The organism is Streptomyces sp. NPDC005485 (genome assembly GCF_040606085.1).
In the GTDB taxonomy this organism is placed as follows: Bacteria; Actinomycetota; Actinomycetes; order Streptomycetales; family Streptomycetaceae; genus Streptomyces.
The window spans coordinates 20,304-39,590 of record NZ_JBEXDZ010000028.1 but is presented as its reverse complement, the minus strand read 5'-3'; the positions used below and the strand labels follow the sequence as shown (position 1 = coordinate 39,590).

Annotated in this window: 21 protein-coding genes; 9 read left to right on the top strand and 12 right to left on the bottom strand. The window is 69.5% G+C overall.

The genetic code is table 11. The features are described from left to right. The first annotated feature begins 323 nt into the window (after nt 1–323). Nucleotides 324–953, top strand: a complete 630-nt coding sequence (locus tag ABZS97_RS12570; protein ID WP_356136677.1) for a helix-turn-helix domain-containing protein — start codon at nt 324–326, stop codon at nt 951–953. Beyond that, the gene (locus ABZS97_RS12565) at nt 950–3,484 is read left to right on the top strand and encodes an ABC transporter permease (RefSeq protein WP_356136675.1); all 2,535 of its coding nucleotides are present in this window, start codon (nt 950–952) and stop codon (nt 3,482–3,484) included. The genes ABZS97_RS12570 and ABZS97_RS12565 overlap by 4 nt, the downstream gene beginning before the upstream one ends. A gap of 102 nt (nt 3,485–3,586) precedes the next feature. On the opposite strand, the gene ABZS97_RS12560 is transcribed toward ABZS97_RS12565, so the two are convergent. The 4 genes from ABZS97_RS12560 to ABZS97_RS12545 form a co-directional block, all read right to left on the bottom strand. Further along, the gene (locus ABZS97_RS12560; RefSeq protein ID WP_356136673.1) at nt 3,587–3,988 is read right to left on the bottom strand and encodes a rhodanese-like domain-containing protein; all 402 of its coding nucleotides are present in this window, start codon (nt 3,986–3,988) and stop codon (nt 3,587–3,589) included. Next, a complete protein-coding gene (locus tag ABZS97_RS12555; protein WP_356136671.1) occupies nt 3,985–4,524 on the bottom strand; it encodes a cysteine dioxygenase in 540 nt (179 codons plus the stop codon). The genes ABZS97_RS12560 and ABZS97_RS12555 overlap by 4 nt, the downstream gene beginning before the upstream one ends. 73 nt (nt 4,525–4,597) lie before the next feature. Further along, complete coding sequence (locus tag ABZS97_RS12550; protein ID WP_309544753.1) at nt 4,598–4,669, bottom strand: putative leader peptide; 72 nt, start codon at nt 4,667–4,669, stop codon at nt 4,598–4,600. A 160-nt stretch (nt 4,670–4,829) separates the two neighbouring features. Then, on the bottom strand, nt 4,830–6,437 hold the full coding sequence (locus ABZS97_RS12545) for an FAD-dependent monooxygenase (protein ID WP_356136669.1): 1,608 nt from the start codon (nt 6,435–6,437) through the stop codon (nt 4,830–4,832). 589 nt (nt 6,438–7,026) lie between these two features. Here ABZS97_RS12545 and ABZS97_RS12540 point away from each other — a divergent pair. Continuing rightward, nucleotides 7,027–7,518 carry a transposase domain-containing protein gene (locus tag ABZS97_RS12540; RefSeq protein WP_356136667.1) on the top strand — a complete coding sequence of 164 codons (492 nt, stop codon included), beginning with the start codon at nt 7,027–7,029 and terminating at the stop codon, nt 7,516–7,518. Here the strand turns inward: ABZS97_RS12540 and ABZS97_RS12535 are convergent. From ABZS97_RS12535 to ABZS97_RS12515, 5 genes are all read right to left on the bottom strand, one after another. After that, entirely contained in the window at nt 7,515–7,649 is a 135-nt protein-coding gene (locus ABZS97_RS12535) for a hypothetical protein (protein WP_356136665.1), read from the bottom strand. The two genes, ABZS97_RS12540 and ABZS97_RS12535, sit on opposite strands and share 4 nt — an antisense overlap. 748 nt (nt 7,650–8,397) lie before the next feature. Further along, on the bottom strand, nt 8,398–9,306 hold the full coding sequence (locus ABZS97_RS12530; protein WP_356136663.1) for an amino acid ABC transporter permease: 909 nt from the start codon (nt 9,304–9,306) through the stop codon (nt 8,398–8,400). Then, a complete protein-coding gene (locus tag ABZS97_RS12525) occupies nt 9,303–9,968 on the bottom strand; it encodes an amino acid ABC transporter permease (protein ID WP_356136661.1) in 666 nt (221 codons plus the stop codon). The genes ABZS97_RS12530 and ABZS97_RS12525 overlap by 4 nt, the downstream gene beginning before the upstream one ends. A gap of 128 nt (nt 9,969–10,096) precedes the next feature. After that, entirely contained in the window at nt 10,097–10,936 is an 840-nt protein-coding gene (locus ABZS97_RS12520) for a glutamate ABC transporter substrate-binding protein (RefSeq protein WP_356136659.1), read from the bottom strand. 79 nt (nt 10,937–11,015) lie between these two features. Further along, entirely contained in the window at nt 11,016–11,792 is a 777-nt protein-coding gene (locus ABZS97_RS12515) for an amino acid ABC transporter ATP-binding protein (RefSeq protein WP_356136657.1), read from the bottom strand. Between the two features lie 334 nt (nt 11,793–12,126). Between ABZS97_RS12515 and ABZS97_RS12510 the strand changes: the two genes are divergently transcribed. After that, nucleotides 12,127–12,813, top strand: coding sequence for a response regulator transcription factor (locus tag ABZS97_RS12510; RefSeq protein ID WP_356136655.1), 687 nt, complete (start codon nt 12,127–12,129; stop codon nt 12,811–12,813). Nucleotides 12,814–12,822: 9 nt separating this feature from the next. Then, nucleotides 12,823–14,226 (top strand): HAMP domain-containing sensor histidine kinase, encoded by a 1,404-nt coding sequence (locus ABZS97_RS12505; protein WP_356136653.1) that lies wholly within the window; start codon nt 12,823–12,825, stop codon nt 14,224–14,226. A 39-nt stretch (nt 14,227–14,265) separates the two neighbouring features. Here ABZS97_RS12505 and ABZS97_RS12500 read toward each other — a convergent pair whose 3' ends face one another. After that, a complete protein-coding gene (locus tag ABZS97_RS12500; RefSeq protein WP_356136651.1) occupies nt 14,266–15,264 on the bottom strand; it encodes a TAXI family TRAP transporter solute-binding subunit in 999 nt (332 codons plus the stop codon). 83 nt (nt 15,265–15,347) lie between these two features. On the opposite strand from ABZS97_RS12500, the gene ABZS97_RS12495 reads away from it, so the two are divergent. The 4 genes from ABZS97_RS12495 to ABZS97_RS12480 are packed head-to-tail and all read left to right on the top strand — an operon-like array spanning nt 15,348 to nt 18,438. Further along, entirely contained in the window at nt 15,348–15,752 is a 405-nt protein-coding gene (locus ABZS97_RS12495) for a MazG nucleotide pyrophosphohydrolase domain-containing protein (RefSeq protein WP_356136649.1), read from the top strand. Between the two features lie 40 nt (nt 15,753–15,792). Further along, on the top strand, nt 15,793–17,319 hold the full coding sequence (gene miaB / locus ABZS97_RS12490) for a tRNA (N6-isopentenyl adenosine(37)-C2)-methylthiotransferase MiaB (protein ID WP_356136647.1): 1,527 nt from the start codon (nt 15,793–15,795) through the stop codon (nt 17,317–17,319). 12 nt (nt 17,320–17,331) lie between these two features. Then, on the top strand, nt 17,332–17,637 hold the full coding sequence (locus tag ABZS97_RS12485; protein WP_356136645.1) for a hypothetical protein: 306 nt from the start codon (nt 17,332–17,334) through the stop codon (nt 17,635–17,637). A 45-nt stretch (nt 17,638–17,682) separates the two neighbouring features. Beyond that, nucleotides 17,683–18,438 (top strand): class III extradiol dioxygenase subunit B-like domain-containing protein, encoded by a 756-nt coding sequence (locus tag ABZS97_RS12480; protein WP_356136643.1) that lies wholly within the window; start codon nt 17,683–17,685, stop codon nt 18,436–18,438. Nucleotides 18,439–18,540: 102 nt separating this feature from the next. On the opposite strand, the gene ABZS97_RS12475 is transcribed toward ABZS97_RS12480, so the two are convergent. Both ABZS97_RS12475 and ABZS97_RS12470 read right to left on the bottom strand, forming a co-directional pair. Continuing rightward, the gene (locus tag ABZS97_RS12475) at nt 18,541–18,804 is read right to left on the bottom strand and encodes an antitoxin (protein WP_356136641.1); all 264 of its coding nucleotides are present in this window, start codon (nt 18,802–18,804) and stop codon (nt 18,541–18,543) included. A gap of 24 nt (nt 18,805–18,828) precedes the next feature. Then, nucleotides 18,829–19,116 carry a hypothetical protein gene (locus ABZS97_RS12470; RefSeq protein WP_356136639.1) on the bottom strand — a complete coding sequence of 96 codons (288 nt, stop codon included), beginning with the start codon at nt 19,114–19,116 and terminating at the stop codon, nt 18,829–18,831. Nucleotides 19,117–19,287 lie beyond the last annotated feature (171 nt).

The following is a 19,287-nucleotide window of genomic DNA, read 5'->3' as shown; positions in this document are numbered from 1 at the left end:
GGCCAACAGCCGATAGTCAGCCGACAGCCGACAGCCGACAGCCGACAGCCGACAGCCGACAGCCGAGATATGACAGCCGAGATATGACGGTCACCGGTCGGCAGCCCGATCGCGGGCCCTGAACACGGTAGACGCGCGGGGGCGCCGATCGCGTTCAGGGCCCGGACGTGTTTCCCAACGGGTGCATTTCCCGCTCCGGCCGGTGTCTTTCCCGCCCGGGCGATGATGCCCAACTCCGCCTCGCCGGGGTGGGGTTAACCCCCGGCTCAAGATGCCAGGTCACCGCAGTGCACAGGTATCTGTGCACAGGCGACTGTGTACGCATGGCACAGCAACCCGGCGCGACCGAACCCCCGGAGACACCGAGCACCCCCATCGAGCTCTCCGACCTCGCCACGCTCAAAGCCCTCGCGCAGCCCCGCAGGCAGCGGATGCTCCAGCACCTCACCCTGCACGGCCCCGCCACCTCCGCGACGCTCGCCCGGGCCCTGGGGCTCAACACCGGAGCCACCAGCTATCATCTGCGCGAACTCGCCCGGCACGGCTTCGTGGAGGAAACGGCGGAACCGGAGGGGGCGTCCGGCCACGGCCGGGAGCGCTGGTGGCGTGCCGTACCCGGTGACCGGCGCTTCCCGCCGCGCAGCCGCCAGAGCCCCGAGATGCGGCTGGTGATGGACGAGCTGAACCATCACGCGTACGCCGCCGACCTCGAACTCTTCGAGCAGGCACAACTGCGACGGGACGCGGACGACGACCCCTGGGCCGACGCCTTCCCGTACTCGCGCGGCACCGTGCGCCTCACGCTCCCCGAACTCCGCGAGTTCTTCGAGGAGTACATCGCGCTCCACAACCGCTACAAGCGCCCCGAATCCGACACTCCGCCCGGCGCCCGCACGGTGCTCACCCGCTTCCTCGCCTTCCCGGCTCCCGAGAAAGAGAGCGACCAGTCATGATGCTGCGCTACGCACTGAAGACCGTCCGAGCCCGCAAGGGCGGCTTCCTCGGTGCCTTCCTCGCCCTGATGTGCGCGGCCGCCCTCATCACCGCCTGCGGCACCCTCCTCGAAACCGGACTGCGCGGCACGATCAGCACCGAGCGCTATGCCGCGACCCCCGTCGTGGTCTCCGCCGACCAGAACGTCCACCAAACGACGGTCAAGCACAAGAAGGGCAAGACCAAGGTCAAGCACAAGGCCAAGCCGATCGCCGAACGTGCCTGGCTTCCCGACGACCTCGCCGCACGCATTCGCCAGGCACCGGGCGTGGGCGGTGTCCTCCCCGAACTGACCTTCCTCGCCCAGCCGTTGATGCCGAAAGTCGCGGCAGAGAAGAACAGAGCCGCCTACGGCCATGCCTGGGACTCCGCCGCGCTGACCCCGTACACGCTCACCACCGGCACCGCGCCCAAGGCCGACGATGACGTCGTCATCGACCGCCACCTCGCCCTGCGCGCGCACCTCCGGCCGGGCGACCGTCTCACCGTCCAGTCGACACAGGCGCCGCGCACCTACCGTGTCAGCGGAATCGCGGCGCCCGCCCGGTCCGTGAACCATCAGACCTCCCTGTTCTTCTCGGCGCGGGAGGCCCGGCGTCTCGCCGCGCACCCCGGACAGGTCACCGCCTTCGGCGTGATCCCCACCAAGGGCACGGATGCCGTGGAGCTGAAGCAGTCCGTCGCGAAGGCCCTGCACGGCACCACCGCTCAGGTCGGCGCGGGCGACGGCCGTGGCCCGGTCGAGTTCCTGGACGCGGCCAACGCCCGGACGAAGCTGGTCAGTATGGGCGGTGCGATGGGCGGCACCTCGCTGCTCGTGGCCGTCCTCGTGGTCGTCGGAACCTTCGCGCTCTCCGTTCAGCAGCGCCACCGTGAACTCGCCCTGCTGCGCGCCATCGCCGCCACACCAGGCCAGATCCGCCGACTCCTCGGCCGCGAAGCACTGCTGGTCGGCGCGGCGGCCGGTGTCCTCGGAGCCCTCGCGGGGCTGCCACTGGGCAGCTGGCTGCACAGCCGGTTCGTCGCCATGGGTGCCGTCCCGGCCACGCTGCAGCACACCGTCAGCGTCTTCCCGCTGTTCGCGGCGGTCGCCGCGACCCTCCTCGGAGCCTGGGCCGCCGCCCGTGTCTCCTCCCGGCGCGTCACCCGGATCCGCCCGGCCGAGGCACTCGCCGAAGCGAAGGCCGAGCCCACCCGCCCCGCATGGGGACGCATCCTCGCCGGACTCGCGCTGCTCGCCGGTGGCTCCGTCCTTGTCGCCGTGCTCAGCATCCTTCGCACCGAACCCGCCTCGACTCCCGTGACCTTCCTCGCCGTCGTGGTCCTCTCCTCCGCCGTCGCCCTGCTGGGCCCGCTCCTGGTCAGGGCAGCCGCCGCACTGCTCTCCCGTCCGCTGCGACTGACCGGTCCCGGTGGCCGCCTGGCACGCGCCAACCTGCGCGGCAACGCCGCCCGTATGGCCTCCGTCGTCACCCCTCTCACCCTGCTCATCGGCATGACCTGCACGGTTCTCTTCGTTCAGCCGACCCTCGGCGACGCGGCCCGCGCCCAGGCCCGCGAAGGCATCCGCGCCGACTGGGTGCTGGCCGCCCAGGGCCCCGGTGTCCCCGCCGAGGTCGCCCGACTGCTGCGCACACAGCACGACACCGCCACCGAAGTGGTCCGTACGACGGTCCGCGTGGGACTCGACAAGTACGCGGCCCAGGGCGTCACCACCGCAGGCCTCACCCGCACCTGGGACCCGGACGTCACCGCCGGATCACTGAGCGCCCTGAAGGCCACCACGGTCGCCGTCAGTGAACTCGCTGCCGATCAGCACCACTTGAAGCCCGGCAGCACCCTGAAGCTCACCCTCGGCGACGGCACGCCCGTCACCCTCACCGTCGCCGCCGTCTATGCCAGGGGACTCGGCTTCGGCGACCTCACGTTCGCCCATGACCTGGTCGCTCGCCATGTCGACAACCCTCTCGCCGCCTCCGTCCTGGTCAGCACCAGCCGTACACAGACACAACTCGCGACTACGCTCCGTGAGTTCCCGGCCGTCCATGTCATCGCGCCGACCGCCGCCGACTCGATCCAGGCGGACCGTCAGCAGGCGAACGCCGAGGTCAACTACCTGGCCATGGGGCTGGTCCTGGCCTTCACCGCCATCGCCGTCGTCAACACCCTGGCGATGTCGGTCTCCGAACGCGTCCGGGAGTTCGCGATGCTCCGCCTCGCCGGGGCGACCCGCCGCCAGGTGCTGCGGATGCTGCGCACCGAGGCTTTGTCGGTCCTGCTCCTTGCGACGGTCCTGGGCAGCGGTATCGCCCTCGCTGTCCTCACCGCCTTCAGCGTCGGGATGACGGGCAGCGCGGCTCCGGCAGTCACCCCTCTGCTGTACGTCGCCGTCGTTGCGACCGCCGGCCTCCTCGCCCTCGTAGCCACCACGCTGCCGGGCCGTGTGGCGCTGAAGGTCCGCGCCGTCACGGTGGCCACGGCCAAGGAGTAACCGGTAAGGGGCAGTACGCAAGGGTGGGCGCCCCTTACAACAGGGGCGCCCACCCTTGCGTACTGCCGGTAAAAGCCGCTGTTACCTCGTCAAAGGCATCTGCTACCTCGTCACCGGAAACCCGGCCGCCTTCCACGCCTGGAAACCGCCCACCAGATCCGTCGCCCGGTGCAGGCCCAACTGCTGCAGGGACACTGCGGCCAGGCTTGACGCGTAGCCCTCGTTGCAGACGACCACGATGCGCAGATCGTGGCTCGTGGCCTCAGGGGCCCGGTGGCTGCCCTGGGGGTCGAGGCGCCACTCCAGTTCGTTGCGCTCGACGACGAGGGCGCCGGGGATCAGACCGTCGCGGTCGCGCAGGGCGGCGTACCGGATGTCGACCAGGAGTGCGTCGCCCGCCTGCGCGGCGTCGTGCGCCTCCTTGGCCTCCACGCGGTCGAGGCCCTCGCGGACCCGCTCCAGCAACTCGTCTATGCCCACGGGGTGTTCGGCCTCTGTGCTCACTGCCAGTCCTCCGGACGCTCGACGTGCTCCAGACGCAGTACCTGCCCGGTGCGGCTGTAACGGCGGATCCGCGGCAGGGGTGGATAGTAGGCGTGGACGGAGATCGCGTGCTCGTCGGTGGACTCGTTGAGCACCTCGTGGACGTGGTGACGGCCGAAGGCGCGCCCCTCGCCGGCGGTCAGCCTGCGCTCCCGGTCCACTCCTTCGGTGAGTTCCAGGGTTTTCCAGCCGTCCGCGGGGAGGCGGGCGGCGAGCGAGTTCTCCTTGAGTTCGCCGGATGCGGCGAGGAAGGCGCCGACGGACTCGGCGTGGTCGTGCCAGCCGGTCCCGGTGCCCGGTGGCCAGCCGATGAGCCAGGCCTCGCTGCCGCCGGGGCCTTCGAGGCGCACCCAGGTACGGCCTTCGGGGTCGAGCGGGAGCGAGGAGATCAGCTCGGCGTCGGCCGCCGCGTGGCGCACGAAGTCGAGCAGTTCGGCCTGGGTGGGGGGCCGGACGGGCGCGGAAGCAGGGAGGGAGACAGAGGGTGACGCAGACAAGGGGGCCGTCCTGAGCGTTCGCGGGAGGGCGCGCGGCAGTCACGGGCCGGGCGCGCGAGGGAAGGGATGCGAATCAGCAGGACGGGCGACACACGCAGCCCGCATAGCGGACGAGGTCCATATGGACCCTCCGCCACAGGCGCACACAGGTGTCGGTCACGATCCGGAGTACACCATGCCGGTGCAGACCGGTCAACTCACCGTCACTATGTGGACCACAGCGTGACTACAGGATCGGAAGAACTCCAGCTCAGGTCGGCATCGCAGGCGCCGGGCCAGCGCAGAAGCGGCTGGGCACCGGCCCCTCAGCTCTTGCCGGCCGTCGCCCCCGTCGCCGCCTCCGTGCGGGCAGGACCGCCCACAGTGGCCTCCGCCGCCGCGTACAGATCGGCCGGGCGCACCCCGCTCAGCGCGGTGACCAGGTGCCCGTCGGGGCGGAGGAGAAGCACAGTGTGCGCGGGCGCACCCGGGTAGCTCTCCGTGACCAGCAGTTCAGCGGGGTGCGGCAGCGCGGTGACGGCGGCCGCGAGCCGCGGCATGATCCCCGCCGTGACCCAGTGCTTGCGCTCCCACACGCCCGTACCGGGGGCGATCAGCACCACCAGCAGCGCGCCGCGTCCGAGCCGGTCCCGCAGCCGTACAAAGGAGCCGTCCTCGGCTGTCACCCGCACATCGGCGGCCGGCGCCCCGGGCTCCGTGTCCACGGCGACCGCCGACTCGGCGTACGGAGGCGCGAGCGGCGAATCGGCGTACGCCCCCGGCGCACCGAGCGGGCCCTGCCCCAGGTGGCCGTCCGTGAGCAGCGCGTCGTGACCGCGGGCCGAGCCGGGCACGTAGGCGCGCAGGCCCGCGCCACCGCGTACGAGGGGCAGTGCCTGGTCGGCGGCGCGCAGCCGGGCCGCGACGACCGCGCGTCGCTCGTCCTGATAGCTGTCCAGCAGCTTGTCGTGCGGTCCGTGGTGCCACGCCAGCGCCAGCTTCCAGGCGAGGTTGTCGGCGTCCCGCAAGCCCTCGTCCAGGCCCTGCGTACCGAGCGCGCCGAGCAGGTGGGCGGCGTCCCCGGCGAGGAAGACGCGGCCTGCGCGCCACCGGCGGGCGAGGCGGTGGTGGATCGTGTGGACGCCGGTGTCGAGCAGTTCGTACGGCGGTGTGGAGCCCCCGCTCCAGCCCGCGAGGGTCTCCCGGATGCGTGCCAACAGCAGGTCCGGGGTGACCAGGTCCTTGCCCGGCGGCAGCAGCCAGTCCAGGCGCCACACGCCGTCGGGCAGCGGGCGGCCGGTCACCTCCCCGGCCGAGGGGCCCGCCGTCCGCCAGGGCGGCATCCGATGGAGCAACGCCTCGCCGGGCCAGGGAAGTTCCGTCCGCAGGGCAGCCACGGCGTGTCGTTCGACGGCCGTGCGGCCGGGGAAGCGGATGTCCTGGAGCTTGCGCACGGTCGAACGCGGTCCGTCGCAGCCCACCAGGTAACTGCCACGCCACCACGTGCCCTTGGGGCCGCGGGTGTGCGCGGTGACACCCGACGGGTCCTGCTCGACGGAGTCGAGGCGGCTGTCAGTGGTGAGCCTGACCAGCCGCTCGTCGGCGACGGCCTCGCGCAGGGCGGTGGTCAGGACGTGCTGGGCGATGTGGACGGGCGCCGGATCGGTGTCGTCGAACGTGATCTCGCGGATCACCTGCTTGCGCCGCACCGACCGCCATCCGGCCCAACGGAATCCGGCCTCCGCGAGCGGCAAGCCGGTCAGCCGTTCCACGAGCGCGGCGGTGTCCTCACGCAGTACGACGCTGCGCGCGAGCCGCTGCTCGTCCTTGCCCGGACCTTCGTCGAGAACCACGGAAGGAACGTCCTGGCGTGCCAGCGCAAGGGCGAGCGTCAGCCCGACAGGCCCCGCTCCGACGATGATCACCGGGTCCACGGCGCGGTGCCCCCTGCCCGGAGCGGTGTCCTGGGGGACGTACGGGAACAGGCAGTTGGAGCGGGGTGCGCGATCACAGAACGTATGCAACCCATTGCCAGTGCTTGCGTCAAGTGACGAAGGTAGTGGCGATCACGCCACTACCTCCGTCACTTGACTGTGCATCAGGTGTACGTGATCCAGTGGTGCAGCGGGCCTCCCGTCGCCGCGGCGGCGCGAGCTGCCCTCGAAGGGGCCTGCGCTCGAAGGGGCGAGCATCGCAGCCGAGGCTGAGGATCGGGCGGTGCCCGGACACTGCGAAGGCGACCTCATTGTCGGCCTGGACAGTTCGTGATCGGCACCGTGGTCGAGCGAGCTACCCGGTTCGCGGCGCTGCCGCGATATTCGCCCATGTCCGAAAACGGTGGCCCGCATCAAAAACGGCCCGGCACTGGCCGGGCACAGAGTCGAAGCCGTGTGCGACGCCGTGGGTGGGACGATCTACCTTGCTCGAACAGCTCTGCAAGTCGCTGACTCGGAACCAGGGTGCGGAGACGGCCCAGCACGCTCAACTCCGCGTTGATACCAGCCTGGAGATCTACTTTCGCCGATGCCCACAGCACGTGGCAGCGTGGCCCCAACAAAACACCAAAGGCCTGCGCCGCTGCACTTTCTCAAAGGCACCACCTTGACCTCGCACAAACGCGGCGGTCTGGACGCAATGCCGTTGCGTTGGCTTGCGGGCGTAGGCTGCTGTGTAGTGGTCCCGGGGGTGGTTCGGGTGGCTGCAAGCGTCTCTGAGTTATCGGGTTTAGGCCTGTTGACCTGGGTCTATCCGCCAGGTCTGGTGGATCGGGTGGTGGCCGCCTGCGGTCGTGTGGGGCAACGCAAGCGCCTGCTCCTGGCCCGGCTGGTGGTGTATTTCGTGCTAGCGCTGGCTCTGTTCTCTCCTGCCCCGTATCTGGACGTGATGCGGCAACTACCTGACTTTTCTCGGCCTCGCCGCAGCAATTTGCTGCTACAAGCCATTCGTCCGCCTCAGTACGTAGGCCACCGTTTAACTGACGTTTGGTCCGGGGATTTGTGTTTGGTCCCGGGTTAGGTTCCGCGCCACTTGAAGGTGGCTTCGCCTATGAGTCTGCGGGCCATGAGGTCGATCATCGCGAGGTGGATCATGGCGTCGGTGCGGTGTGGGCGGGTCCCGTAGTCACGGGCGAGGTGGCGGTGGTGCATGAGCCTGCCGATGCTGCGCTCGATCGTCCATCGTCTCGGAATGATCGTGAATCCGCGTGCTCCCGGGGGGCGTTGCACGGGCTGGACGTCGATGCCGGCGCCGTGGTCGATGGCGGTGGTGCGGTAGCCGGCGTCGGCCCAGCCCCTTGGTCACGTGGGGGTAGGCGGCGGCGATGCGGGACAGCAGGGTCACGCCGGCCGGGGTGTCGGACACGCTGGCGGTGGTGACCAGCACGGGTCAGCAGCAGGCCGAGGGTGTCGCAGTCGAGGCGGCGCTTGCGGCCGATGATCCGATTCCCGGCGTCGGTGCCCTGGTCGGCCACGTGCACCTTGGCGGAGGTCTGGATTCCTCTGCTGCCGCATCACCAGCAGCCGACTCACGAATGTCTCCCGTCCCATGATGCCGGAGCCGAGAAGCCCTGACACATCGAGCGCAAACAGAACCAAACGCTCAGTAAGCCAGCCCGGCATCTCCAGATGTCGGTCGTCGCCGGCGGTGTGGGCCAGTCGGCCGTCACCATCCGGCGATGGGGGACCAACAAGGGTTCCTGTGGGGTGAGTTCTGGTGAGATACCCGATTCAACGAGCCAGGAGCCTCGCCCGCGTACGCGGGCGTCCCGGCTGAGGCTTCCGGATCACCCGACCAGCCAGCGAGCTGAAACGGTTCACAGATGGCCTGCCAGGCTTGGCCCTGCGTATGACTGGGTCCGCCGATATCCCGGCGGACCACAGCTCTATCGGATGCATGTCAGATCGTGCCGCCGGAACCGGTTCCGTAAGTGCCCCCGACCTCGGCGGCGTTGAGCTCTTCCACATCCGCGGCCCCGAGGACCGCGCCGGTGCTCCGCTTGCTGCGGCGCAGCCTGCGCTCCAGCCAGCTTGCGAAGCTCGTGAGGAGGAAGTTGACGACGATGTAGATGAGCGCCACCCCGACGAAGCTCTGGATGACATTGGCGTAGTTGGCCGCGAAGGTGCTGCGCGTGTTGAGCAGCTCGGTGTAGCCGATCATCACGCCACCCAGCGCGGTGTCCTTCACGATGACGACGAGCTGGCTGACGATGGCCGGCAGCATGGCCGTGACCGCTTGCGGGAGCAGGATGCTGGTCATCGTCTGGCCCTTGCGCAGGCCGACTGCGTAGGCGGCCTCCGTCTGCCCCTTGGGGAGCGCGAGGATGCCGGCCCGTACGATCTCGGCGAGGACCGAGGCGTTGTAGAGCACCAGGCCGGTGACGACTCCGTACAGGGGCCGGTTGTCGCTGCTCACGTTCGCATAGCGGGAGTAGAACTCGTTGGCGAACAGCATCAGCAGCAGCACGGGGATCGAACGGAAGAACTCGACCACGACGCCGGCCGGCACGCGGACCCACCGGTGGTCGGACAGGCGGCTGATACCGAAGAACGCACCCAGCGGAAGGGCGATGATCATGGACAGCGCGGCGGCCTTCAGCGTCTTCCCGAGGCCAGGCAGCAGATACGTGGTCCAGGCGTCGGACGTCGTGTAAGGCTCCCACAGGGACCACTTCAGCTGGCCCTTGTCGTCCAGTGTCCGCCAGATCCACCACATCAGAAGGGCGAGCAGGATGACGAAGATCGCTGAGAAGAAGACGTTGCGTCGCTTGGCCCGCGGGCCGGGAGCATCGTAGAGAACGGAGGTCATCGCTTCACCGCCAGTCGCTTGCCCAGCCAGCCGAGGATGAGGCCGGTGGGAAGGGTCAGAACCACGAACCCGAAGGCGAAGACCGCGCCGATGAGCAGTGTCTGAGCCTCGTTCTCGATCATCGTCTTCATCAGATAGGCGGCCTCCGCGACGCCGATCGCGGCCGCCACGGTGGTGTTCTTGGTCAGCGCGATCAGTACGTTGGCCAGCGGACCGATGACTGAACGGAACGCCTGCGGCAGCACGACGAGCCGCAGCGTCTGGCTGAAGCTCAGCCCGATCGCGCGGGCTGCCTCGGCCTGTCCGACGGGCACGGTGTTGATGCCGGAACGCAGCGCCTCGCACACGAAGGCCGCGTGGTAGGCAACCAGTCCGAGCACCGCAAGACGGAAGCCCTGGATCTTGAAGTCGGACGCGCCCATCGTCACGCCGAAGATGTCAGCGAGGCCGGCGGAGTTGAACAGGATGATGACCGTCAGGGGGATGTTCCGGACGATGTTGACATAGGCGGTGCCGAACCCGCGCATCAACGGGACCGGGCTGACCCGCATCGCGGCCAGCAGGGTGCCCCAGACCAGGGAGCCGACGGCGGAGAGGACGGTGAGTTTCACCGTCATCCAGAACGCCCCTAGGACGTCATAACCTTGAAGAAAATCGAACACGATCTCCCGCGCTTCCGGGTATGTGGCGTACGAGGACGGCGTGGCGCGCCGCCGCCGTGATCGCGGCGGGCGGCGGCGCGCCAGAGGCACCCTGCAGGGCCGAGGGCTTGCTTAGCCGAGGGCTTGTCCTACTTGACGAGCTGGCCGATCTTCGGCGCCTTCTCGTTCTTGTACCTGGCCGGGCCGAAGTTCTTGTCGACCGCCTTCTGCCACGAGCCGTCGCTGACCATCTTCTCCAGAGCGGAGTTGACCTTGTTCACGGTGGCGGTGTCGCCCTTCTTCACACCGATGCCGTAGTTCTCGTTGCTGAGCTTGAGCCCGGCGAGCTTGAACTGGTCCTTGTACTTGTCCTGCGCGGCGAAGCCCGCGAGGATCGAGTCGTCGGTGGTGACCGCGTCCACGGCACCGCTCTGGAGTGCGGCGATGCACTCCGAGTAGCCGCTGTACTCCTTGAGGTTGGCCTTCGGGGCGATCGTGTCGTGGATGTTCTGCGCCGAGGTGGAGCCGGTCACGGAGCACAGCTTCTTGCCGTTGAGGTCCGTGGCCTTGGAGATGTCCGAGTCCTTCTTGAGCAGCAGGTCCTGGTGGGCCAGCAGGTACGGACCCGCGAAGTCGACCTTCTGCTTGCGCTCGTCGGTGATCGAGTACGTCGCCGCGATGAGCTTCACGTCGCCGCGGGCGAGCGCGTTCTCGCGGTCGGCGCTCTTGGTCTCCACCCACTGGATCTGGTCCGGCTTGTAACCGAGCTGCTTGGCCACATACGTCGCCACGTCCACGTCGAAGCCCGAGAAAGAACCGCTGGGCTCCTTCAGCCCGAGGCCCGGCTGGTCGTACTTGATGCCGATCTTGATCGTCTTGCCGCCCGAGGAGCCGCTGTCGTCCTTCTTGTCGTCCGAACCGCACGCCGTGGCGGTGACCGCGAGCGCGAGCACGACGGCCGAGGCGGCGGTGACCTTGCGGAGCTTCATGGTGAACATCCTTTGAGTGGTGAAGAGATGCAGGCCTTCGGTGGTGGGAACGCAGGCCTTCAGTGGTGGAACGCGGGACCTAGTGGTGCAGGATCTTCGACAGGAAATCCTTGGCCCGGTCGCTGCGCGGATTGCTGAAGAACTGGTCCGGCACAGCCTCTTCGACGATGCGGCCGTCGGCCATGAACACCACACGGTTCGCAGCCGAACGAGCGAACCCCATTTCGTGGGTGACGACGATCATGGTCATGCCGTCACGCGCGAGCTGCTGCATGACCTCCAGGACCTCGTTGATCATCTCGGGGTCGAGTGCCGAGGTCGGCTCGTCGAAGAGCATGACCTTGGGGTCCATCGCCAGCGCCCGCGCGATGGCGACGCGCTGCTGCTGGCCGCCCGACAGCTGGGCGGGGTACTTGTCGGCCTGGGTGCCCACACCGACGCGGTCGAGCAGCGCCCGGGCCTTCTCCTCCGCGGCCTTCTTCTCGGCCTTGCGGACCTTGATCTGGCCCAGCATCACGTTCTCGAGCACCGTCTTGTGCGCGAAGAGGTTGAAGGACTGGAAGACCATGCCCACGTCGGCCCGCAGCCGGGCGAGTGCCTTGCCCTCGTCGGGCAGTGCCTTGCCGTCGATCGAGATGGCGCCCGAGTCGATCGTCTCCAGGCGGTTGATGGTGCGGCACAGGGTGGACTTCCCGGACCCGGAGGGCCCGATGACCACGACGACCTCGCCACGGGCGATCGTCAGGTCGATGTCCTGGAGCACGTGCAACGCGCCGAAGTGCTTGTTGACGCTCTTCAGGACGACCAGTTCCTCGGTCGCGGCCACGGCGTCCTTGGCCACCGATACTTCGGTCATCGCTTTTTGGCTCCGTCCTCCTCGGTTGCGGAGGACAGTAGTGACCCCGTGCGACCAGCGTCATTACATCTGAGGGGAAATTGAGCATAACGATCCGATAGCGTGCGGATACTCCACGTAATGGCTGCTGCGGGTCGCGTACCCGTTGGGTAACGGAAGCCGCCCGCAACCGGAACCCTCTTGACGTCGTCCTCGTCCATCGGAATGACTGCCATGGTGCACGCGCGCGTGCAGCCGTTCAGCACAGGGAAGCGCACGACTGTTGAGCAGACCGAGACCGTACGACCGTTCTACAAGCCGAGACCGTACGACCGATGAACCGGAGGGGGCCGGGATGAGACTGCTGCTCGTCGAGGACGACAACCATGTCGCCGCCGCCCTGTCCGCGGTGCTGGCGCGGCACGGGTTCGACGTCACGCATGCCCGCAGCGGCGAGGAGGCGCTCCAGGCGCTGGTGCCGGAAGGCGCCGGCTTCGGAGTGGTCCTGCTCGACCTCGGCCTGCCCGACCAGGACGGCTACGAGGTCTGCGGCAAGATCCGCAAGCGCACCAGCACCCCGGTGATCATGGTCACCGCACGCTCGGACGTACGTTCCCGGATCCACGGCCTCAACCTCGGCGCCGACGACTACGTAGTGAAGCCCTACGACACGGGCGAGCTCCTCGCCCGCATCCACGCCGTCAGCCGCCGCAATGCGCACGACGACGGCGCGTCGCCCGCGGAGACCGCCCTGCGGCTCGGGCCCGTGCACATCGAACTCCCCACCCGCCAGGTCAGCGTGGACGGTTCGGTTGTCCAACTGACCCGCAAGGAGTTCGACCTTCTCGCGCTGCTGGCCCAGCGCCCCGGCGTGGTCTTCCGCCGGGAGCAGATCATCAGCGAGGTGTGGCGCACCAGCTGGGAGGGGACCGGGCGCACCCTGGAGGTGCATGTCGCGTCCCTGCGCTCCAAGCTGCACATGCCGGCGCTGATCGAGACCGTGCGCGGCGTCGGGTACCGGCTCGTCGCCCCGGTGTCGTAGCGGGTACGGGTGCGCACACGCCTTCTTCCGCTGCTCATCGTCCTGATGGCGGCCGTGCTGCTCGCGCTCGGCATCCCGCTCGCGGTGAGCCTCGCGGCGGCACAGCAGCAGAAGGTGGTCGTCGACCGCATCGACGACACGGCGCGTTTCGCGGCCCTCGCCCAGTTCGTCACCGACCGGCCCTCCGGCGCTCCGGCGGGATCCACGAACGAACGCCGCGAGACCCTGAGGAAGGAACTTGCCGCCTACTACGACGTGTACGGCATCCGAGCGGGCGTCTTCTACCGCAATCACGACCCCATGGCGAACGCGCCCGACGACTGGTTCCTCCCGGACGAGGGCGAGGGCCGGGACGCCTTCGACGAGGCGCTCCTCGGGCGCCGCAGCCACGATCCGAAGCAGGTCTGGCCCTGGCAGCGCAGCCGGCTGGTCGTCGCGTCCCCGGTGATCAGGGACGGTGACGTCATCGGCGTCGTCGTCACCGACTCGCCCACCGGACAGATGCGTTCGAAGACGCTGCACGGCTGGCTGCTCATCGGGGCGGGCGAGATTGCCGCGATGCTGCTCGCCGTCGGCGCCGCACTGCGGCTGACCGGCTGGGTGCTGCGGCCCGTCCGCGTCCTCGACGCCACCACGCACGACATCGCCACCGGACGTCTGAAGTCCCGGGTCGCCGCCGCCGGCGGGCCGCCGGAACTCCGGCGCCTGGCCCGGTCGTTCAACGAGATGGCGGACAACGTCGAAGACGTTCTGGAGCAGCAGCGCGCCTTCGTCGCCGACGCCTCGCACCAACTGCGCAACCCGCTCTCGGCGCTGCTGCTGCGCATCGAGCTGCTCGCCCTCGAACTGCCCGAGGGGAACGAGGAGATCGCCTCGGTCCGCACCGAGGGCAAGCGTCTCGCCGAGGTGCTCGACGACCTCCTCGACCTGGCCCTCGCCGAGCACGCCGAGGCGGACCTCCGGCTCACCGACATCGGCGAGCTGACGGCCGAACGTGTCGCGTCCTGGGCGGCGCTCGCGGCGAGCAAGGGCGTACACCTGGCGGGGAAGTGCCCGGCCACCACCGCCTGGGCCGATCCGGTCACCCTGTCCAGCGCACTGGACGCGGTGATCGACAACGCGCTGAAGTTCACGCCGCGAGGGGAGAGCGTCGAGGTGGCGGTCTCCTCGAACGGCGAGGTGTCGACCGTCGTCGTCACCGACGGCGGCCCCGGTCTCACCGACGAGGAGCTGGCCCGCATCGGCGACCGCTTCTGGCGCAGCGCCGGCCACCAGAACATCAAGGGCTCGGGACTCGGCCTGTCCATCTCCCGGGTGCTCCTCGCGGCCGGCGGCGGGTCCATCGCGTACGCCCATCACGCGCCGCACGGCCTGAAGGTGACGGTGACGGTGCCGAGGTCGCCGGGCGCCTGACAGGGGCCCTGCGGGGTCGAGGAGCAGGCCGGGAGAGGGCTACGGCTTGACCGAGCGGTAGTAGCGCCGTGCCCCTTCGTGCAGCTGCAAGGGGTCGGTGTAGACGGCCGTCCGCAGGTCCACCAGCTGGGCCGCGTGCACCACGGCGCCGATGTGGTCGCGGCTGTTGATCACTGTGCGGGTGAGCTGTTCGGTGAGCTTGGGGTCCGAGTCCTCGCGCGTGATCAGCAGGTTCGCCACCGCCACCGTCTGCACGGACTCGCCCAGCTGGGCCTTGGGGTAGGCGTCGGCCGGCATCACGGCGGCCCGGTAGTAGCTGGAGGCGCCGCCCTGCTGGTGCAGCTTCTCGACCAGGTCGCTGCCGATCGGCACCAGCTTGATTTTGAAGCTCTGCGACAGCTTCTGCACGGCACTCGTCGGCAGACCGCCCGACCAGAAGAACGCGTCGATCTTGTGCTGCTTGAGCAGCGAGGGCATGGTCCCGATCCCGTCGGGGAGCGGCACGATGTCCTCCTTGGGATCGAGCCCCGCGGCCTGCAGGACATGGTCCGCTATCAGCCGCACCCCCGAGCCGCTCGGCCCGACGGCGACCTTCTTGCCGCGCAGGTCCGCCACGGACTTCACGGACGAGGAGCGCGGGACCACCACGTGCACGTAGTCGTCGTAGAGACGGGCGCAGCCGCGCAGCATGTCCGAACCGGGCGTGCCCTGGAGCATGTACGTCTCCACGGCGTCGGCCGCCGCGATGGTGAAGTCGGCCTGCCCGGTGGCCACCCGCCGGACGTTCTCCTGGGACCCGTCGCTGTTCTGCAGCCGTACGTCCAGGTTCGGCATGTCCTTGGCGAACTCGTCCTGCAGCATCGTGCCGTACTTCTGGTAGACCCCCGTCGGTGTGCCGGTGCTGAATGTGATCGACCCGCTCGGCGACTCCTCGCCCAGCGGCAGCAGCCACCACAGCAGCAGCCCTAGGACCACGGCGGCGGCCGCCGAGCCGAGCAGTGCGCCGCGTCGGCCGATACGGGGGAGTGCCTGGAACATGCGCGCGATCCTGCCAGCCCGGGAGCCGTCCTGACCAGGCCCGGCCCCGCAGGGGGTCTCCCACCGCTCGGTAGGCTCGGCGGATGCAGCCCTCTCCAGCCTCCCTGGTCCGTGAATTCCACGTCGCCTTCGGGCTCGACGCCCGCAACGTGCCGACGGAGGTCTCCCCGGAGCTCGCCGCCCACCGCGGTGAGCTGCTCGCCGAGGAGGCCGCCGAAGTCGCCGAGGTGGCGGTGAGCGGCCCGCTGGACCGGCTCGCGCACGAGCTGGCCGACGTGGTCTACGTGGCGTACGGCACCGCGCTCGTCCACGGCATCGACCTGGACGCGGTGATCGCCGAGATCCACCGCGCGAACATGACCAAGCTGGGCCCCGACGGCCATGTCGCCCGCCGGGCGGACGGCAAGGTCCTGAAGGGGGAGCACTACCGTGCGCCGGACGTCTCGGAGATCCTGAGCCGCCAGGGCTGGACGGCCCCCGGAGCCTAGGGGGACGGGAGGCACTCCGGGCACCGCCTACCCTTGTCACATGAGCAGCAGCGACCGGAGCCAGGCAGTGGACGTTCAGGAACCCAAGACCTACGAAGTGCGCACTTACGGGTGCCAGATGAACGTCCACGACTCCGAACGGCTCTCCGGCCTCCTTGAGGGCGCCGGTTATGTGCGCGCGCCCGAGGGTGCGGACGGCGACGCCGATGTCGTCGTCTTCAACACCTGCGCCGTACGCGAGAACGCCGACAACCGGCTGTACGGCAACCTGGGCCGCCTCGCCCCGATGAAGACGAAGCGCCCCGGCATGCAGATCGCCGTCGGCGGCTGCCTCGCCCAGAAGGACCGCGACACCATCGTGCAGCGGGCCCCCTGGGTGGACGTCGTCTTCGGCACGCACAACATCGGCAAGCTGCCGGTCCTTCTGGAGCGCGCCCGCGTGCAGGAAGAGGCGCAGGTCGAGATCGCGGAGTCCCTCGAGGCGTTCCCCTCGACGCTGCCCACACGCCGCGAGAGCGCGTATGCGGCCTGGGTGTCGATCTCCGTCGGCTGCAACAACACCTGCACCTTCTGCATCGTCCCGGCGCTGCGCGGCAAGGAGAAGGACCGCAGGACCGGCGACATCCTCGCCGAGATCGAGGCGCTGGTCGGCGAGGGAGTCTCCGAGATCACGCTGCTCGGGCAGAACGTCAACGCCTACGGGAGCGACATCGGCGACCGCGAGGCGTTCAGCAAGCTGCTGCGGGCCTGCGGCAGGATCGAGGGGCTGGAGCGCGTGCGCTTCACGTCACCGCACCCGCGTGACTTCACGGACGACGTCATCGCGGCCATGGCCGAGACGCCGAACGTGATGCCCCAGCTGCACATGCCGATGCAGTCCGGCTCGGACACCGTCCTGAAGGCGATGCGCCGCTCGTACCGGCAGGAACGGTACCTCGGGATCATCGAGAAGGTCCGCGCGGCGATCCCGCACGCGGCGATCACCACGGACATCATCGTGGGCTTCCCCGGCGAGACCGAGGAGGACTTCGAGCAGACCCTCCACGCGGTCCGCGAGGCCCGTTTCGCGCAGGCGTTCACGTTCCAGTACTCCAAGCGGCCCGGCACCCCCGCGGCCACCATGGAAGGCCAGATCCCCAAGGAGGTCGTCCAGGCGCGCTACGAGCGTCTCGTCGCCCTCCAGGAGGAGATCTCCTGGGACGAGAACAAGAAGCAGGTCGGCCGCACCCTTGAGCTGATGGTCGCCGAGGGCGAGGGCCGCAAGGACGGCGCCACCCACCGCCTCTCCGGCCGCGCCGCCGACAACCGCCTGGTGCACTTCACCAAGCCGGACCAGGAGGTCCGCCCCGGCGACGTGGTCACCGTCGAGATCACCTACGCCGCTCCGCACCACCTGCTCGCCGAGGGCGCCACCCTGAACGTGCGTCGCACGCGCGCGGGGGACGCCTGGGAGAAGCGCAACGCCGCCGAGGCGGCGAAGCCGGCGGGTGTGATGCTGGGCCTGCCGAAGATCGGCGTTCCGCAGGCGCTGCCGGTCGCGACGGGCAGCGGCTGCGGCTGCGACTGACGAGGGAGAGTCATGACGACGGGGGACGGGCGTACGGCCCGCTGGGTGCTGCTCCTGATGAAGCCGGCCGGGGTCTACGCGCGCGAGCCGTACCCGACGATGGCCACGGTGGACGGCACCCGCGAGGAGGCCGTGCAGCGGTTCGGGGAGTTCGTACGGCTCTATCAGCCGACACATCCGAGCCATCCGGTGCGGCTGCGCCGCTTCCGCACCGATGACGGCTGGATGGTGATCGGTGACGGACTGTCCGGCAGCATCTTTGCGTACCACTTCCTGATCACCGAGTTGGAGTGGGACTCGGGAACCATCAGCTACTGAAGCGACCGAAGCGACCGAAGCCACGGAGCGCGTACGCTGCCGATCATGCTTGTCGCCGCCGCTGTGTGCCCCTGTCCGCCCCTGCTGGTGCCCGAGGTCGCCGCGGGCGCGGCGCCCGAGCTCGACGCCGCGCGCGCCGCCTGCGCGGACGCCCTGGGCGTGCTGGCCGCCTCGCGCCCGGACTGCCTCATCGTCGTGGGGCCCGCCGAGCAGAGCGGGCGCGGACCGTTTCCGCAGGGCGCGCCGGGCTTCTTCCGCGGCTTCGGCGTGGACCTCGGCGTACGTCTGGGAGGCGGGAAGCCGGCACCGGCGGAGTCGGCGGAGCCGGAGCGTGAGCTTCCGCCCTCGCTCGCCGTCGCCGCCTGGCTGCTGGAACGTACCGACTGGTCCTGCGCGTCCGTCGAAGGCCTCGGTGTGGGGGAGCCGCTCGCGGCCGACCGGTGCCTCCAGGCCGGTGCGGGGCTCGCCGCGCGGGCCGGGCGGGTCGCCCTGCTGGTGATGGGCGACGGCAGCGCCTGCCGGACGCTCAAGGCACCGGGGTATCTCGACGAGCGCGCGGCGCCCTTCGACGCGGCGCTCGCACGGGCGCTGGGCACGGCGGACGTGGGGGCCCTGAAGACGCTGGACGCCGAGTTGGCGTACGAGCTGAAGGTGTCCGGGCGAGCCCCCTGGCAGGTGCTGGCCGGTGCGGCGGAGGGCGCGGGACTCGCCGGTGCGGCGGAGGGCGCGGGACTCGCCGGTGCGCTGCTCTACGAGGACGCGCCCTACGGGGTGGGGTACATGGTGGCGACCTGGTCCTGACGGCCTGCCGGCGTCAGCCCCGACCGCCGCCGTACGGCCCGGTGCGGACACGGCGGACGGCCGGGAGCCCGTGCTCCACGGCCGTCCGGCGATGCGTGCCGTTCAGGAAGCCGGAGGCGACGAGGGCCCGTCCGTCGGAGGCGTGGTGCCGCCGCCCTCCTTGTGCGCAAGGCGGTCCATGGCGCCCTTGGCCTTGCCCGTGCCCGTCTGGATCTTTTCGCTGTACTTGCCCTTGGTCTTCTCGTCGACCACCTTGGCGGCCTTGTCGAGACCGTGCCCGATCTTGTCCCCGTGCTGCTGCGCGAGGTCGGAGACCTTGTCCTTGGCCGGGGCCAGCTTGGCCTTGAGATTGTCCAGGAGACCCATGCTCCACCTTCCCTCGCGGGGCAGTTACTTGCGGGCGCTCTCGCCCGCCTCGTTGTCGGCGGCCTTCTCGGCGGTCTGCTGCTGCGGGATCTCGACGTCCTCCGTGGTGGCGGCCTCGACGGTCTCCTCCGCCGTGGCCTCGACCTCGGCCTCGACCTCTGCTTCAGTCTCGGTCTCGGTCCGGGACGACTCCTTCACCTCTTCCGCCGCGTCCGCCGCGGGTTCGGGCGTCAGAGTGTCGGCCTGCACCTCGGCGGTTGACGCCTCCTCCGTGGCCTTCGACCTCCGGAGAAGTCGTGCAAAAACGCTCATATCCACTCCATACGTTACTCGTGAGGGCGAAATCCCGCGTCACCCGGTGCGTCCCATTGCGTCGCCCGGGTCACCGGTACTCGAAAACCGGCGGCTGGAACCTCGCAACTGGGAACGACCCCGGACCCGTGCCGTCACGTCGCTCGTTCGAGGAGAGGCCCCGAGGTTTGC

What these genes read in the sequence shown, in the direction of transcription:
- ABZS97_RS12485 (WP_356136645.1), top strand. Translation starts at nt 17,332, where the DNA reads ATGACGACGGGGGACGGGCGTACGGCCCGCTGGGTGCTGCTCCTGATG.
- ABZS97_RS12495 (WP_356136649.1), top strand. Translation starts at nt 15,348, where the DNA reads ATGCAGCCCTCTCCAGCCTCCCTGGTCCGTGAATTCCACGTCGCCTTC.
- miaB (WP_356136647.1), top strand. Translation starts at nt 15,793, where the DNA reads ATGAGCAGCAGCGACCGGAGCCAGGCAGTGGACGTTCAGGAACCCAAG.
- ABZS97_RS12570 (WP_356136677.1), top strand. Translation starts at nt 324, where the DNA reads ATGGCACAGCAACCCGGCGCGACCGAACCCCCGGAGACACCGAGCACC.
- ABZS97_RS12480 (WP_356136643.1), top strand. Translation starts at nt 17,683, where the DNA reads ATGCTTGTCGCCGCCGCTGTGTGCCCCTGTCCGCCCCTGCTGGTGCCC.
- ABZS97_RS12515 (WP_356136657.1), bottom strand. Translation starts at nt 11,792, where the DNA reads ATGACCGAAGTATCGGTGGCCAAGGACGCCGTGGCCGCGACCGAGGAA.
- ABZS97_RS12500 (WP_356136651.1), bottom strand. Translation starts at nt 15,264, where the DNA reads ATGTTCCAGGCACTCCCCCGTATCGGCCGACGCGGCGCACTGCTCGGC.
- ABZS97_RS12510 (WP_356136655.1), top strand. Translation starts at nt 12,127, where the DNA reads ATGAGACTGCTGCTCGTCGAGGACGACAACCATGTCGCCGCCGCCCTG.
- ABZS97_RS12470 (WP_356136639.1), bottom strand. Translation starts at nt 19,116, where the DNA reads ATGAGCGTTTTTGCACGACTTCTCCGGAGGTCGAAGGCCACGGAGGAG.
- ABZS97_RS12535 (WP_356136665.1), bottom strand. Translation starts at nt 7,649, where the DNA reads ATGCACCACCGCCACCTCGCCCGTGACTACGGGACCCGCCCACACCGC.
- ABZS97_RS12540 (WP_356136667.1), top strand. Translation starts at nt 7,027, where the DNA reads ATGCCCACAGCACGTGGCAGCGTGGCCCCAACAAAACACCAAAGGCCT.
- ABZS97_RS12475 (WP_356136641.1), bottom strand. Translation starts at nt 18,804, where the DNA reads ATGGGTCTCCTGGACAATCTCAAGGCCAAGCTGGCCCCGGCCAAGGAC.
- ABZS97_RS12530 (WP_356136663.1), bottom strand. Translation starts at nt 9,306, where the DNA reads ATGACCTCCGTTCTCTACGATGCTCCCGGCCCGCGGGCCAAGCGACGC.
- ABZS97_RS12565 (WP_356136675.1), top strand. Translation starts at nt 950, where the DNA reads ATGATGCTGCGCTACGCACTGAAGACCGTCCGAGCCCGCAAGGGCGGC.
- ABZS97_RS12520 (WP_356136659.1), bottom strand. Translation starts at nt 10,936, where the DNA reads ATGAAGCTCCGCAAGGTCACCGCCGCCTCGGCCGTCGTGCTCGCGCTC.